Consider the following 15,143-nt stretch of genomic DNA (forward strand, 5'->3'; position numbering starts at 1 on the left):
TTATTGCTCCTTATAATTTCGATATCTTTTTACAGTGTCGTATATTGAGTGTTCTTTAAACACATAACCAGTTAATTGATAAATTTCATTTTCTTCATCAAACGTAATCTCATCGATTAATGTAAGTTTTTTCATATCATGTATTAGCTTACCTTCAGTTGCTGGTACAAAAGCCTCATAGTGCTCCATATATTGCTTGCAATCTAATTCAATTCTTTGACGAAGTTTTTCAAGATCGTTTTCACTTAGTGCACTCATTTCGATAAAACCTTCTTCAGGCGAAGGAACAAAATCCTCATGTACTTGGTCGATTTTATTATAAACTGTAAGAATTGGGATATTTTTAACATCTAAATCATTTAATAATTTTGAAACTGTAATTTCATGACTTTTATAATTTTCATGTGATGCATCAACAACATGTAAAATAAAATCCGCTTCCGTTGCTTCTTCCAAAGTAGAACGAAATGCTGCGATTAAAGAAGTCGGTAAATCTTGAATAAATCCTACCGTATCAGTAAGTAATGTAGTCATCCCATTTGATAAGACAAATTTACGAGTTGTAGGATCTAATGTCGCAAATAGTAAGTCCTGTTCGTAAACGTCTGATTTTGTAAGTCGATTAAATAAAGTAGATTTACCTGCATTTGTATAACCGACTAATGAAATATGAAACATTTCATTTTTCTTACGACGTTCACGATATCTTTTTCTATGTTCCACAACAACTTTTAACTGCTGCTTGATATCATCTATTCGTTTTCGTATATGACGACGATCCGATTCTAGTTTTGTTTCACCAGGACCTCTTGTACCAATCCCTCCACCAAGACGAGAAAGCTCTGTCCCTTGCCCAACTAACCTTGGCATTAAATATTGAAGCTGGGCTAATTCAACTTGAAGTTTACCTTCCTTCGTTTTGGCTCTTTGTGCAAATATATCTAAAATAAGTTGTGTACGGTCGATTACTCTTATATCTAATCTGGCTGAAAGATTGCGAATTTGAGAAGGCGTTAATTCATTATTAAAAATAACGACTTCAGGCTCAAGCTCTTCAATTGCCGCCTCTAGTTCTTCTACCTTACCAGTACCTATGTATAAAGCTGAATGATATTTAGTTCTTTTTTGAGATGTTACAAGGACAACTTCTCCATTTGCAGTTTTCGTTAATGACGCTAATTCCTCCATCGAATAGTGGAATCTTTCGTCATCCACATTTTGAAGCTGACATCCAACTAATATTGCTCTTTCTCTCGATTCATTAGTCACAAAATTCCTTCTTTCTGTAAACAATTGTCAAACTAATAATTGTTCTTTACTCTTAACTATCTCTTTATTATAATGATATCTGGATTAATTTTCATCTTTTTATTCTATCGGGGGAATTGCTTCTTGGAAACATGGGAACTTTTTAGTATTATTGGAACTATTTCCTTTGCATTAAGTGGCGCGGTCGTTGCTATGGAAGAAGATTACGATTTATTCGGCGTTTATATATTGGGCTTTGCTACTGCCTTTGGTGGCGGTGCACTTCGTAATTTATTAATAGGTTATCCAATAAACTTTTTATGGAACCAAACAACTAATTTTACGATTGCACTTATAGCTATGACAATTATATTTTTCTTTCCACATCTTTCAATTAAACCGTTTAAAAAATTAGAGATACTTTTTGATTCGATTGGATTATCTGCTTTTGCTATTTTAGGTGCGAACTACGCTATGGAATTAAGGCTTCCTGTTAGTGCAGTCATTGTTGCTGCAGTCTTAACTGGAATTGGCGGCGGCATTGTTCGAGATTTATTAGCAAAAAGAAAACCAATGGTATTACATTCAGAAGTATATGCATTTTGGGCAATTATTGTCGGTGTATTAATTGGAAATGAATTTATTACAGGTAATCTTCAACAATTATTATTATTTTTTGCAATATTTATATTGAGACTATTGTCAGTACATTATAAATGGAGTTTACCAAAACGATCTAGCTTTCAAAATACTAGTGTAAACACAGACAGTCACCTATAGGTGACTGTCTTCAGACTATTGAAAAACGCTCGCTTTCTTCGTTACTTCGCCTACTTGCGGTGCTCATTACCCGTAAAGGTAACTCCGCTCGGCTCACGCCTTGAAATACAAACCTTTTCAATTAGTCTGATTCTCTATATTTTTGTACTTTGATTACAAACCGAGACAGCCACCTTTAGTGACTGTCTTTTTAATATAACCATATTTATTATTTGTTGAGATTAAATAAAAGTATGTGTTAGTTGATTACAACTCCAGGATGCTCCCTTTCCGTGGGGCGTGAGCTGAGCCTCCTCGGTTCCCTCCGGGGTCTCACCCTTCCCGCAATTCCCACAGGAGTCTCGCACCTTCCGTTGTAATCAACTTCTATCTTTGTAGTTTCAAATTTTTAAAGCTACTCTATATGATAATTGCCTTTTATTTTAACTACATACTTTCTTTCTTACTTTCTTTTTTATCGCTAATTGTTAAATCTTTTTCTTCAATTCTCATTAAGATTTCACGATTAAATTCAGATTCTAAAACTAATCTTGTTGCTTGAGATCGTATGGATTTTTCAACAATATTTCGAACAAAACGACCATTACTAAAATGTTGTCGGTTCTCAAGTTTTGCTTTTGAAATAAAATCCCTTAAACGAAATTCTGCTTCACGTGATAAGATATATTCGCGATCAACAAACATTTTTTTTGATATATCCATTAATTCTTTTACATTATAATCTTGAAACTCTAATATAAAAGGAAATCTTGATTTTAACCCTGGGTTTAAACTTAAAAAATAATCCATTTCAGAAGAATATCCGGCTAATATTAATACAAAGTCACCATGTTTATCCTCCATATGCTTTACAAGTGTATCAATCGCTTCCTTACCAAAGTCCTTCTCTCCACCTCTTCCTAACGAATATGCTTCATCTATAAAAAGGATTCCACCATTTGCCTTCTTGACTAAATCACGCGTTTTTTGAGCAGTATGACCAATATACTCTCCTACTAAATCCGCTCTTTCTGCTTCTATTAAATGCCCTTTTGAAAGAACGCCCATCTTAAGAAATAGTTGACCAATGATTCTCGCAACGGTTGTTTTACCAGTACCTGGATTTCCTTTAAACAGCATATGCAATACTTGTTTTTCAGCCTTTAAATTCAATTCTTCCCTTTTTTTATTAATAAAGATCCAAGCATATATTTCATGAATCATTGTTTTAATTTCTTCCATTCCAATTAAATGTCGTAGTTGTTCGTCAATTTCGACCAATAATTCATGTTTAGGCTTTTGGACTGTTTCAACGATGGAATTTGAATTTGGAGAAACCTCTCCTCTTTTCATTGTATTAAGCACAACATTTATTTGACCGTTATCCTTTAAACGAATAGGTTGCTCCAAACATGACACCTCTCTTTATTCTGCCGACAAAATCTGATTTTGTTTATGGTATTTCCTCGAAACAACTCACAAAGTATCGTATTTTGCGCTTTCCCGAGAAATTTCCTATTTACGTTTTTACTATTATATGTAGGAAAATAACGTTTCAAAACAATTATTCTCTCAAACAATGAGATTTATTGGATAAGTTTTCTAAACTTTACTAAATGTTCCACTTAATTTGTTATAATGAAAGCAAAAAGAGAAGAGTTGATTCATTTGACGTTGACAAATCAATTAAAGATAAACAGTAAAGATGTCATCTTGCAATTTGCCTCTCATTTAAATAGTAAAGGTAGGAAGGAATCTACAATCAAACGCTATTGTTATGATTTAGAAGATTGTTTTCGATATTTTAGAAAAAAAGAGATCAGCCTTGATGTCCTTACAGTTGCCCATTTTAATGAATACTTCCAATATTTGATAACTGAACGAAACTATAACGAAAAGACCATGCATCGAATGTATGTTGTATTAAATCAGTTTTATAAGTTCTTACAATTAAATGATTCAACCATTCAAAACATTATTCCATTCACAAACTATTCTGCAGGGCCATCTCGAGCCCTTTCAACAGACGATTTTATCTCGGACAGTGAAGAAAAACAATTGCTCTATATTCTCAAATCAACAACAGATTTATCAGACAAACAGCTAAAAGCTCGACCATATTTAATGGATCGAAATGATATTATGATTCGGCTTATGCTTTATTACGGTTTATCATTAAAGGAATGTATTGACCTCCAAATGAGAGATATAAATTTTGCACAAAATGAATTGACTGTACATAGTAAAGATGGCATAAAGAGGCTAATTCATTTAGAAAAGGAAGATCGTATCCGTTTGTATGAGTATTATGTAACGATTCCAGAGCCAGTAAGACCTCATTACCATTCAACTCATCCACTATTTGTTGCTTTTGATTTTAATCGGATGACTTTTCACTGGGTATACGATGATGATTCTCCGAAAGCACTTTCTGAAATAGCATTTCAAAAAATGTTAAGACTTGAAGTTAAAAGAGCAGGACTTAGGAAAGGTTTATGCTCTCAGCACTTACGTAATACTTTTATTCTTCGCAAAATGAAGGAAGGTCTGCAGTTAGAAGAAATTAAACAATTAGTTGGATTTAAAACATCAGTATCATTAAAGCGATTCTTTCAATTTTTAGAGGACCATAAATCAATAAACGAATAAAAAAGAGTTATGAATATCAATGGTTCATTTACCATCAGACTATTCATAACTCTTTTTCATCTTTAAAGTCTTTCTTTCATTAATTCTGCAATTTCTTTTGAATTATATTTCTTTTCATTTTCTAATGCAGATATTACCTTTTCTCTTCGATCAATTGAATGATTTTGACTTAATTTCTTCTTTCCAATACATTCAGTTACTTCGATTTTCAAACATACAATTCCTGATAATAATTTTTCAACATACTCAAGGTGGTCTTCATATTGCCATTTTTTAGCCATGTCTTTTTCAAAATAATCAGTAGTATGTAAGACTATTTCTCTCATCTTATTTACTTCGTTAATTACACTAACTTTTCCATAAACATGAATGGCAGTGTAATTCCATGTAGATACTGTATTCTTTTCCTCATACCAAGATGCAGAAACATATGCATGAGGTCCTTGAAAAATAACTAAGCATTCTTCTCCTTCTAATGTCTTCCATTGAGGATTCGGTTTTGCTAAATGAGTGATTAAATATAATTTATCTAACTCTTCATGAATGATAAATGGTAAATGTGTAGCAGCAATTCTATTTCCTTGATCTTGACTATTGGAAAGTAAAATACCAAAACCTGCTTGTTTTATTTCCTTAATCATTTGCTTCATATCTTCTTCTTTAAATTCTTTTGGAATATACACGATTTAACCCCCAAGCTCATTTTAGTTTACATAATAATGTTATCGTTCTTTATTTTCATCAATCAATAACGAGCGAAAACTAGATTTCAAGACTCACTAAGAAAATAGATTCAACAAATAAAAGCATTGACCATAAGATCAATGCTCTTTTTTGTACAATTTATATTACATTTCAATTTGTACGTTTTTTGAAGGTACAAACGTTGAAATTGCGTGTTTATATATTAATTGTTGTTTTCCTTCAACATCTAACAATACCGTGAAGTTATCAAAGCTTTTTACTTTCCCTTTAATTTGGAAACCATTTAGTAAAAATACTGTGACTGCTAGATTGTCTTTACGCAATTGGTTTAAGAACTGGTCTTGAATATTGATTGATGTTTTCATGTCCTTTTCCTCCTCTTCTACCTCTACCTATATTTATTCGAGATAAAATAACCCTTTCCTTCAAGTAGAGCGAAAATTTCCTGTTTTTTTATATTAAAATTATGTCCATCCATATCAAACCAATGAATGTTCATTTTATTTCTAAACCATGTCATTTGCCTTTTGGCATATCTTCTAGAGCTTTGTTTAATTAAATGAATGGCTTCATCCTCAGTTAGAATTCCGTCAAAGTAATCATATAGCTCTTTATATCCAATTGCTTGAACAGATTGACAGTTACGAATCCCCTTGTCATAAAGCATTTTTGCTTCATTCATTAACCCAGCATCCATCATCATATCTACTCTTAGATTAATTCGACTATAAAGTAACTCTCGGTCCATTGATAAACCAATTATTATAGCATCATATAAATATTCCGGTTCTTTATTAAAAGCGGTATCCGAAAATTTTTGTCCTGTTAATTTAAATACTTCAATCGCTCGAATCACTCTTCTAACATTATTCATATGTATTTGTTTAGCACTTTCTGGGTCAACCTCTTTTAATTGATCATGCAAAGCACGATTTCCGTATACCATTGCAAATCCTTCAAGCTGATTTCGAAGGTGCTCATCACCTTCTTGCTCCGCAAATTCATACTGTGTTAGGACGCTTTGAATATATAAACCTGTACCACCAACGATAATTGGTGTTTTCCCTCTTTTAGTAATTTCATCAATTTTTTCTCGTGCTAATGTTTGAAAATCCGCAACTGTAAAAGAAGCTTTAGGATCTAAAAAATCAATTAAATGATGTGGAATACCTTCCATTTCTGCTTCGGTAATTTTGGCAGCCCCAATATCCAATTCTTTATATACTTGTGTTGCATCTCCATTAATAATTTCACCATTAACAGCTTTTGCTAATTCAATACTTAATTTAGTTTTTCCTACAGCAGTAGGTCCTACGATGACTATTACTTTTTGCATATTTACCATTGTAATCACATATACGCCTTTCTATACAACCTATTGCATTATACCCTTGATCATTTTTTTAAATACATAACTTACTTTAGTTATACCATATTTATACAAAAACTCCAAATATTTGTGAAATATATCACATATTTTCTAATTGCATAAAACATGGACCTTACTCTCAAGTTTATTGTTTGGTAATTTTTCATAGATTCATTGAATGCCAATTTATAGAAAGTTCAAAAATTAGTATAATAAAAATAAACAAAATGATAAGTTAGAGGAGAATTTCAATGGAAATCAAAAAAGCTAACCCTAATAATGTATCCCCACCAATTGCTGCATATCATCATGTAACTGTCATACCTAAAGAAGCTGATTTAATTGTTCTATCAGGACAAATTGGCAATGACAAAGAAGGAAATTTACCTAAAGATATCGAAAGTCAATTTGCAAATGCATTGGAAAATATTAGATCTATACTTGAAAGTGAAGAAGTTGATGTAAAAAATATCTTTAAAATTAATTTTTGGTTGACTGAACCTGTAAATCGTAAATTTTATACTGAAAAATGGAATGAATTCCACAATGGAAATCCACCTGCAACAACATTAGCATACGTTACTGCGTTAGCTAATCCTGAAATAAAAATTGAAATAGAAGCTTGGGCTGCAAGATAATGGACAAAGAAGATCTTTCTGACTTTTTTACAAAGAGAAGTATTAGGGGGAAATTGAATGATTGTAAAAGCATTAAAAGGAGTTATGTATATAATTCTTAGTTTTACATTCCTATTCGCCGTTTTTTTGGCGTATGTTACTTTCACAGATTATAAGCCCAATGAAGTTATTCCGCTTAAAATCAAAAAAAATAAAGAACAGGTTTTGAAAAAAGGTGTGCCATTTACGATTACTACGTTTAATATCGGATATGCAGGATTGGATAAAAATCAGGACTTCTTTATGGATGGCGGTACGATGTCTAGATCTAGTAGTAAAGAGCAAACATCGACAAATTTAAAGGCAATTACTTCTTTTATTAAAAACGAAGAATCTGATATTAATCTAATCCAAGAGATTGATAGGAACTCTTCTCGTAGCTTTCACATTAACGAAGTAAACTACCTAACAAAAAAATTACCTGAATATAGCCAAACATTTGCAGTAAATTATAAAGTACCTTGGGTCCCTGTTCCAATATTGCACCCAATGGGTTCAGCAAATAGTGGCTTATTAACTTTATCAAAGTTCAACATTAAAAATAGTCATCGATATAAATTAGCAGGTCAAGAAAGTTGGCCGCGTCAGCAATTTGAATTAGACCGTGCTTTTATTGAAAGTAGAATACCAGTAGAAAACGGAAAAGATCTGGTCCTAATCCATCTTCATTTATCAGCCTATGATAAAGGTGGAAAAGTTCGTAAGCAACAATTGAAGCATTTATCAACTTACCTAGAAAATGAAATTAAAAATGGAAATTATTTTATTTTAGGTGGAGATTGGAATCACGAAATTCCGACAACAGACCCTACCATTTTTGAAACAACAGAAAAATGGCCTGATTGGCTACAAATATTCCCTTCTACCTTTAAACCAGAAGGCTTCCAATGGGTTACAGATAAAACGATTCCAACATCTCGATCAAATGACTTCCCTTTTAAAAAGGGACGAAATTTCCAAGCCATTATTGATGGATTCTTAGTTTCTCCTAATATTACAGTTGAAAATGTAAAAGGACATGACTTAGGGTTTGAAAATAGTGACCATAACCCAGTAACTGCTGAATTAGTATTAAAATAACTATATAAAAATATACAAAAAGCATAAAATGACCTAATTGGGTATTTTATAGTGTAAATTCCTTGTTCTTAATAAACTAAACTGCCAAATATTAAAATAGGAGCTAATATCATTAATTAGCTCCTAAGTATTATTGAACTTAAGCAATCGGACGTTAATTAAGAAAGAATAATTGGATTTTATTGATAGAATTTCTGCTCTATCTTATTTTTAAAATTTGTATCAAATAAAGTTAAATAACCTCATATGTTTCCCTTTAATGCCCTTCTTTTATTAACTTAAGTACTTCAAGAACTTAAACTAGCCCATGAGTTGTTACTTTAGAAATCAATTTAATTACAAAAATAACCATCCCATTTTAAATTCAATGTAAATATGTGAACATTATCATACCATTAATTTTAGTTAGTTATAAGATTATTTAGGAGGTGATTCGATTCGTAAATCACTTTTTCTTCATCAATAGTTAAGCATTTACCATCCTTTACAATTGTTTTACCATCGATGTATACATCGCATACATCACTTCCTCGAGCCGAATAAAGTAAATGTGAATATGCTGCAGTTATTGGTTGTAAATGCTCTTTATTATAAGGATAAATTGTAATAAAATCTGCCTTTTTATTTTCTTCAAGTGAGCCTGTATGTCCCATTCTTAACACTTCAGCTCCACCTCTAGTAGCCAATGTTAATGCTGTTTGTGCAGAGAATTTAGTTGCATCTTTATATAACCCTTTTTGTAGTAAAGCAGCAGTTCTAACTTCCTCAAACATATCTAGATTGTTATTAGAAGCTGTGCTATCAGTTGCAATTCCTACTTTAATACCGGCATCTAAAAGACTAACAACATCAGCAATTCCTGAACCTAACTTTAAATTACTAATTGGATTGTGAGCTACTCGTACATCATATTGCTTTAATATTGCTCTTTCTTCATCGTTAAGAACCACACCATGAGCCATTACTGTTAGTTGATCAAATAAACCTAGTTTACGAAGGTGCTCAACAGGTCGATTTCCATAGCGAGTTTCAATGTCTAAGATTTCATAATCAGTTTCTGAAACATGAATGTGTATCATTAAATCATTTTCCTTTGCAATTCGAGCACTTTCAATAAGTGCTTCAGGGCTACATGCATAAGGACTATGAGGTGCTACCATTGTTGTGAGTCGTCCATCTGCAAAATTTTTGTATTCCTTAGAAAACTGCTCAGCACCTATTAAATTCATTTTCTGTTCTTGTTCTGTACCGAAACTAAAAATTGAATAAGAAAATGCTCCACGAATTCCTGTTCCTGCAATGGTTTCCATGACAACATTTGGATCAATACCATTAGGATTAAACATATCTGAGAAAGTAGTGGTACCCGACTTAAGCATCTCCAAAATGCCCAGTTGTGCACTAACAGATCCAATTTCCGTTGTAAACTGCTTTTCGATTGGCCATATTTTCGTTTCAAGCCAAGGTTTTAGTAACATATCATCTCCAATCCCACGTAAAAGAGTCATTAATATATGCGAATGAGTGTTTACAAGACCCGGCATTACCCATTTACCATTAAGATCCACTACTTGATCTGTTTTTGCGAGTAGTTCTTCATTACGTTCTCCAATATAAATAATTGATTGATCTTGTACGATCATCATACCGTTTGCAAAAATTCTATTTTCCTTATCCATAGTAAAAAAAGTAGCGTTAATATATATTGTTTTCATCTCAAATTCCTCCTAATTCTTGTTAAAATAAAAAAATCCTGATTACGAAGAAAAATGTTAAAAAACATTTTTTTCGTAATCAGGATTTTACGGTTCCTGGTAGAGACCCTCATACCTTATCAATGAGGTTATACAATTGATTTATGAATTTATATGTCCAATAATAAATGAATTACGAGCAAAGTGCAATATTTTCTATAATTTAACAGATTTATTTAGTTGAAAACTGAATCAGATTTTATATTTATTCAATTAAGCTGTAAATAAATTAAAAATGACCTTCTCTATGAAGATCATCTTTAAATCATAATTACTTATTTTTTTGTTTAAGTAAATCTTTAATTTCATTTAATTGGTTTTCAATATTATGGAGACGACTTTGCATGTCATCAATCTCTTGTTCTGCTTTATAATTTATCGCAAAATCGATTACAGATTCATGCTTATCCCGTACTGCTTGACGGTTTTGACTCATCATAATGACTGGTGCTTGAAATGCTGCAATAAAAGACAGACATAAATTCAACAATATAAAAGGCGCAGAATCAAAATGAAATGTTTTTGTGATAGATAAGCTATTCCAAATCATCCAAGCTAGAAGTGTACAACTAAACCAAATAATAAACTTCCAACTACCTCCAAATTGGGCAATTTTATCTGCGATCTTATCTGACAACTTTGTTGATTGTTTGTAATCACTATTTAGATGTTGCAGGATCTCTGATTCATAACGGTCCACAAGTCGGTCAATACGTGATAAATTTTCTTGGTTTAAATCAATATCAAAACCTTGTATTTTATGGGGTTTCTCAATTTGTTTTTTAAAATTAATTTGTTTCCAAATGTTTTGTACCATTTTTCCAACCTCCTCTTTTTTAGAGGAAGCCATGTTTTCAAAATCTTATAGAAGTCGGAATACATTTTTATGCTGTAATCCGCCTTGGATATTCAATTGTATGACTTCCTCTGATGTCGGCAAATTATCCGACTCACTTATACTGGGACTACCCATAAAAATGTTCCACCTCACTTTTTCAAATATAAAATACTTTAATATTATATGATGACTTATCCATTTAGACTATACTATTTTAAATGTATTTTATTACTCTAACTATAATTATGAATATCTTCCTATGTTCTCATTAAAAAAGTCGCGAATGCGACTCTAATGTTACTGAACTATGTTAAAGATCTAACTCTCTCGTTAGTTTTTTAAGATTTTTTCTGTTGGAAGAATCTTTTTTTGTTATTAATATTACATTTAATAATGTGGGACCGTCAGGAAAATACGGTATTGTGCATCCGAGGAAAATATTGGTAAAATTAAGTTATTCTTAATTGAAAGAGAGGTATAGTCCAATGAATTTTTTATTAGTTAATTTATAAATTTATCAAAGGGGTGAGACCAATGATAAGTTAACACTTTCACGCAAATAACTTTTAGAATGTTCAATTACATTTTTCGAGGTGAAAGTGATGAGTTTTAAACAAATACACTCTATGAATGAAAAAAATATAATTACTTGGTCTATTCAGCCGAAGAGCACACCATTGGTTCTAAGGAACTGTAATAAATGTGGAAAAAAAACGGAATTTTATTGTAGTGAGCTTTTTAGAATGAATGCCAATAAACAAAAAATAGATGTATGGCTAATTTATAAATGTAATCAATGTGATTCTACATGGAACGTAACTATTTTTTCTCGCGTTAACCCAGTAGATATAGATAAAAGCCTATTTGACAAAATGTCAAAAAATGATAAGGAAACTGCATGGAAATATGCCTTCGATATGGACACACTTAAGAGTAATCAAGCGGAAGCCATTTTTAACATTGATTATTTCGCAGAAGGCGAAAACATTGATTTTTATAAAAACCAGTCACAAGCAGTATTTATTAATATTGCGTCAGAATATAGCTTTAATCTTCGACTAGTTAAGTTTCTTAAAGATAAATTAAACATTTCAAGAAAAAAGCTTTTGGAAATGATAGAAAACGGATATATATCCACAATTCCTGAAGTTAATATAAGAAAGCATAAAATAAAAGAAAAACAAATCAAAATTACGATTACTAACGATGCAATAAAAATGATTAATTCAACTTGCTCTTTAGAACATCACCAATAAATATCCCTTTTTTTGATTGTTGGGGCCATGATTATTCTTATTGTCTTTGTAAGTTGTCTTGAAATTGAGGTATTCCATTAAAGAGCTCTTTAATGAATAATTTAAAGCCTAATTTCTCAATTATGATACCGAGAAATTAGGCTTTATTAAATTGTTTTTTATTAACGCTGTAAATCCGTATTTTTTTGCTTATATCTATGGATTAAACTTTAACATTAAAATTTCTAATCGAACTTGTGAGTTGTTCAATAATCAATTAAAATTCATATTCGGGTATTATACTTTCTATCTAACTAATTTCAATCATTTAAAGTCCCATTCAATATCTATCAGATTTTCTCCGCCAATTCTAAAATAATTCCCTCTGGACCACGAACGTAGCATAACTTATAACTTTCTTCATATTGCTGTATCTCACTAAAGATTTCCGTGCCTTTTTTTTTCAACTTTGCAACAATAGCTTCAATATTTTCAACAGAAAAGCAAATATGTCGGATACCTAGCGTATTTGCAAAAGGTTGCTCAATTCCTTTTTCATCTGACGGCGTATAATATTTGACTAGTTCTATCCATGCCTTACCATCTGGCATCCCCAATCCTACACATGCTGTTTTAACATCTTTAAGCCCAACTATTCTGTCCAACTGTTCTCCTTCTAATTCCCATTCAGCTTGCACTTTAAGTCCTAAATCAAGAAAAAACGCTTTAGCCTCTGAAAGATCATTTACATTTATACTCACATGATCTATTCTATTGATTTTCAAATCTCATACCTCCTATATTCTTGTTATTTTTCGTGTAAGTTTAGTTTGAAACCTTTATTTCCACTTCCATTCAGGAAGTTTATGAAAAATCACATTATTGTAATTTTCTAAGTGGTAAACATGTAAAGTATTATTTTTGAACATTTCTATTTAATTATTATCAACTTCAAATTAAACTGTAATTAATAACAACTAGAAAAATGAGGAGTCAATTATGCCAGATTGGTCTTATCACACATTATTTAAACCTTTACTATCAAATTTTCCTGCTAAAAGATCTCGAGAATTTATTCATCAGAGTATGAGATTTATTTCTTCGATCCCACTTGGAACAAAGTTAATTGAATTTTTAGGTCATATGAAAACTGATCAAATTTTAAAACATGAATTACATCATATTACATTTGAAAACTCTGTTGGATTATCCGCTGCAATTGATCCGTTACTGAGTGGAACAAACGCGTTTATGAATTTAGGATTTGGCTGTATTGAAATTGGACCGATTACAGTCACTAAAGAATTTCATCAAACACCAAACATTCATTTAAAGCATAATCTTGTAAACGAATTTCAACTTGAGGAAACGCTAGATCTACATGAAGCAACTCAAAAACTTTCAAAGGTTAGAAAGAAACTTCCTTTATTTGCAAAAGTTCATGGTACAGTTGAAGAATTTCAATTAATAGATTCACAAATTTCAAAGTTTGCAGATGTTTATGTAGTTGATGCTCGTTTTTTAAAGCAATTCGATAAACATTCATGGCAGCCATCAAAACCAATTTGTCTTTCAATTGATGCAGGATCAATATCTAAATTTCCGTTACAAGAAGTAAACAATCTGATAAACTCCATCATGATTCAAAGTGATCCTCTTTTATCGGATGTAGAAAATAAACAACTGCTCATTCATGTAATTAAACAATTACATGCAATTGGCTTTGACAAACCGATTTTCACCTCTGGAGGGATTAGTGAACCGATTGATGCAGTTGAATTAATAGAGGCAGGATCAAAACTAGTATTTTTATCGCATGGATATGTTTTAAGTGGCCCAGGACTACCTAAGCGAATAAACGAAGCAATTCTCTTTCGAAAAGATCAGCCCATCAAACATAATAAGGATTGGATTTGGTATTTCTTATTTGGTCTCATCATGCTTGTTGGTGGATTTATCGCATTGTTGATTAGTTTAACATCTATTATTCTTCCATATGATGAATATTTTTTAAATACTAATAAAGAGAGCATTATCCAGTTTAATAATAGGATTCTACCGTTTATGTCACATGACCGGATGACTCTTTCAGGTACGATTATGTCCGGAGGAATTCTGTTTATGTCACTTGCAAGGTATGGAATACGCCCTGGCTATCATTGGGCTACAAAAGCTTCTAATATTAGTGCCATTATTGGATTTTTGGCGATATTCTTCTTTATCGGTTTCCAGTATTTCGATTGGTTACATGCTTTATTTTGGCTATTTTTATTACCACCCTTTCTAATAGGATACAAAAAAACGCGTAAATTAATGAGGAAACCCTCCTCAGAAAATTTACATAATCATCGATATTGGAAAAATAGTTTAATAGGTCAGCTCGCTTTTATCATATTAGGTTTTGCTCTTATATTAGGAGGCATATTCATATCCATAATCGGAATGACGACTACATTTGTAGAGACAGATTTGGCTTATTTATGTATAAGTCCTTCACAAATTGATCAATTCAACTTGAATTTAATACCCGTTATTTCACATGACCGGGCTGGTTTTGGAGGATCACTTGTTAGTGTTGGTTTACTCGTATTAATGATTTCCTTATGGGGATTTCATCAAGGGAAGAAATGGATTTGGTGGTCATTACTTTTTGGTAGTTTACCAGCATTTATTACAGCAATTGGTGTTCATATTTTAATAGGTTACACCGACTTTATCCATCTTCTCCCACCTATCGTTGCACTGCTATTATTAATTGGTGGTTTGGTGATGTCATATCAATTTTTCCACTTAAAAGAACAGTCCAAATCAAGAAGAAAGTAGGCTTCC

General features: G+C 31.7%; 14 protein-coding genes and 1 riboswitch. Of the genes, 6 read left to right on the forward strand and 8 right to left on the reverse strand.

Annotation, left to right across the window (positions count from 1 at the left end; translation table 11 throughout):
• A complete protein-coding gene (hflX, locus tag ACX6U0_RS03350) occupies nucleotides 1-1,269 on the reverse strand; it encodes a GTPase HflX (RefSeq protein ID WP_464958583.1) in 1,269 nt (422 codons plus the stop codon).
• A gap of 123 nt (nucleotides 1,270-1,392) precedes the next feature.
• On the opposite strand from hflX, the gene ACX6U0_RS03355 reads away from it, so the two are divergent.
• On the forward strand, nucleotides 1,393-2,028 hold the full coding sequence (locus ACX6U0_RS03355; RefSeq protein ID WP_464958584.1) for a trimeric intracellular cation channel family protein: 636 nt from the start codon (nucleotides 1,393-1,395) through the stop codon (nucleotides 2,026-2,028).
• Nucleotides 2,029-2,454: 426 nt separating this feature from the next.
• On the opposite strand, the gene spoVK is transcribed toward ACX6U0_RS03355, so the two are convergent.
• Entirely contained in the window at nucleotides 2,455-3,417 is a 963-nt protein-coding gene (gene spoVK, locus ACX6U0_RS03360; protein WP_464958585.1) for a stage V sporulation protein K, read from the reverse strand.
• A gap of 258 nt (nucleotides 3,418-3,675) precedes the next feature.
• Between spoVK and ACX6U0_RS03365 the strand changes: the two genes are divergently transcribed.
• Nucleotides 3,676-4,656 (forward strand): tyrosine-type recombinase/integrase, encoded by a 981-nt coding sequence (locus tag ACX6U0_RS03365; RefSeq protein WP_464958586.1) that lies wholly within the window; start codon nucleotides 3,676-3,678, stop codon nucleotides 4,654-4,656.
• 62 nt (nucleotides 4,657-4,718) lie between these two features.
• Here ACX6U0_RS03365 and ACX6U0_RS03370 read toward each other — a convergent pair whose 3' ends face one another.
• The 3 genes from ACX6U0_RS03370 to miaA all read right to left on the reverse strand — a co-directional run bounded on the left by ACX6U0_RS03370 (nucleotide 4,719) and on the right by miaA (nucleotide 6,712).
• A complete protein-coding gene (locus ACX6U0_RS03370; RefSeq protein ID WP_464958587.1) occupies nucleotides 4,719-5,339 on the reverse strand; it encodes an FMN-binding negative transcriptional regulator in 621 nt (206 codons plus the stop codon).
• A gap of 165 nt (nucleotides 5,340-5,504) precedes the next feature.
• A complete protein-coding gene (hfq, locus tag ACX6U0_RS03375; protein ID WP_056470298.1) occupies nucleotides 5,505-5,726 on the reverse strand; it encodes an RNA chaperone Hfq in 222 nt (73 codons plus the stop codon).
• Nucleotides 5,727-5,749: 23 nt separating this feature from the next.
• The gene (gene miaA / locus ACX6U0_RS03380; protein WP_464958871.1) at nucleotides 5,750-6,712 is read right to left on the reverse strand and encodes a tRNA (adenosine(37)-N6)-dimethylallyltransferase MiaA; all 963 of its coding nucleotides are present in this window, start codon (nucleotides 6,710-6,712) and stop codon (nucleotides 5,750-5,752) included.
• 269 nt (nucleotides 6,713-6,981) lie between these two features.
• On the opposite strand from miaA, the gene ACX6U0_RS03385 reads away from it, so the two are divergent.
• Together ACX6U0_RS03385 and ACX6U0_RS03390 are read left to right on the forward strand one after the other, a co-directional pair.
• Nucleotides 6,982-7,368, forward strand: coding sequence for a RidA family protein (locus ACX6U0_RS03385; protein ID WP_464958588.1), 387 nt, complete (start codon nucleotides 6,982-6,984; stop codon nucleotides 7,366-7,368).
• Between the two features lie 57 nt (nucleotides 7,369-7,425).
• Nucleotides 7,426-8,487, forward strand: coding sequence for an endonuclease/exonuclease/phosphatase family protein (locus ACX6U0_RS03390; protein WP_464958589.1), 1,062 nt, complete (start codon nucleotides 7,426-7,428; stop codon nucleotides 8,485-8,487).
• A 401-nt stretch (nucleotides 8,488-8,888) separates the two neighbouring features.
• Here the strand turns inward: ACX6U0_RS03390 and ACX6U0_RS03395 are convergent, their stop codons facing one another.
• A complete protein-coding gene (locus ACX6U0_RS03395) occupies nucleotides 8,889-10,202 on the reverse strand; it encodes an amidohydrolase family protein (protein ID WP_464958590.1) in 1,314 nt (437 codons plus the stop codon).
• Nucleotides 10,203-10,258: 56 nt separating this feature from the next.
• Nucleotides 10,259-10,358, reverse strand: a riboswitch (purine riboswitch).
• 154 nt (nucleotides 10,359-10,512) lie between these two features.
• A complete protein-coding gene (locus ACX6U0_RS03400; RefSeq protein ID WP_464958591.1) occupies nucleotides 10,513-11,058 on the reverse strand; it encodes a DUF1003 domain-containing protein in 546 nt (181 codons plus the stop codon).
• Nucleotides 11,059-11,681: 623 nt separating this feature from the next.
• On the opposite strand from ACX6U0_RS03400, the gene ACX6U0_RS03405 reads away from it, so the two are divergent.
• The gene (locus tag ACX6U0_RS03405; RefSeq protein ID WP_464958592.1) at nucleotides 11,682-12,335 is read left to right on the forward strand and encodes a DUF1062 domain-containing protein; all 654 of its coding nucleotides are present in this window, start codon (nucleotides 11,682-11,684) and stop codon (nucleotides 12,333-12,335) included.
• A gap of 329 nt (nucleotides 12,336-12,664) precedes the next feature.
• On the opposite strand, the gene ACX6U0_RS03410 is transcribed toward ACX6U0_RS03405, so the two are convergent.
• A complete protein-coding gene (locus ACX6U0_RS03410; protein WP_464958593.1) occupies nucleotides 12,665-13,099 on the reverse strand; it encodes a VOC family protein in 435 nt (144 codons plus the stop codon).
• Nucleotides 13,100-13,313: 214 nt separating this feature from the next.
• Here ACX6U0_RS03410 and ACX6U0_RS03415 point away from each other — a divergent pair, with 214 nt between their 5' ends.
• A complete protein-coding gene (locus ACX6U0_RS03415) occupies nucleotides 13,314-15,137 on the forward strand; it encodes a dihydroorotate dehydrogenase (RefSeq protein WP_464958594.1) in 1,824 nt (607 codons plus the stop codon).
• Nucleotides 15,138-15,143: the final 6 nt, after the last annotated feature.

This window comes from Gottfriedia sp. ABJ_BB2_2 (assembly GCF_055484705.1).

Excerpts from the sequence above, each read along its gene's own strand:
- hfq (WP_056470298.1), bottom strand. The coding sequence starts at position 5,726 with ATGAAAACATCAATCAATATTCAAGACCAGTTCTTAAACCAATTGCGT.
- ACX6U0_RS03385 (WP_464958588.1), top strand. The coding sequence starts at position 6,982 with ATGGAAATCAAAAAAGCTAACCCTAATAATGTATCCCCACCAATTGCT.
- ACX6U0_RS03390 (WP_464958589.1), top strand. The coding sequence starts at position 7,426 with ATGATTGTAAAAGCATTAAAAGGAGTTATGTATATAATTCTTAGTTTT.
- ACX6U0_RS03395 (WP_464958590.1), bottom strand. The coding sequence starts at position 10,202 with ATGAAAACAATATATATTAACGCTACTTTTTTTACTATGGATAAGGAA.
- ACX6U0_RS03400 (WP_464958591.1), bottom strand. The coding sequence starts at position 11,058 with ATGGTACAAAACATTTGGAAACAAATTAATTTTAAAAAACAAATTGAG.
- ACX6U0_RS03405 (WP_464958592.1), top strand. The coding sequence starts at position 11,682 with ATGAGTTTTAAACAAATACACTCTATGAATGAAAAAAATATAATTACT.
- ACX6U0_RS03415 (WP_464958594.1), top strand. The coding sequence starts at position 13,314 with ATGCCAGATTGGTCTTATCACACATTATTTAAACCTTTACTATCAAAT.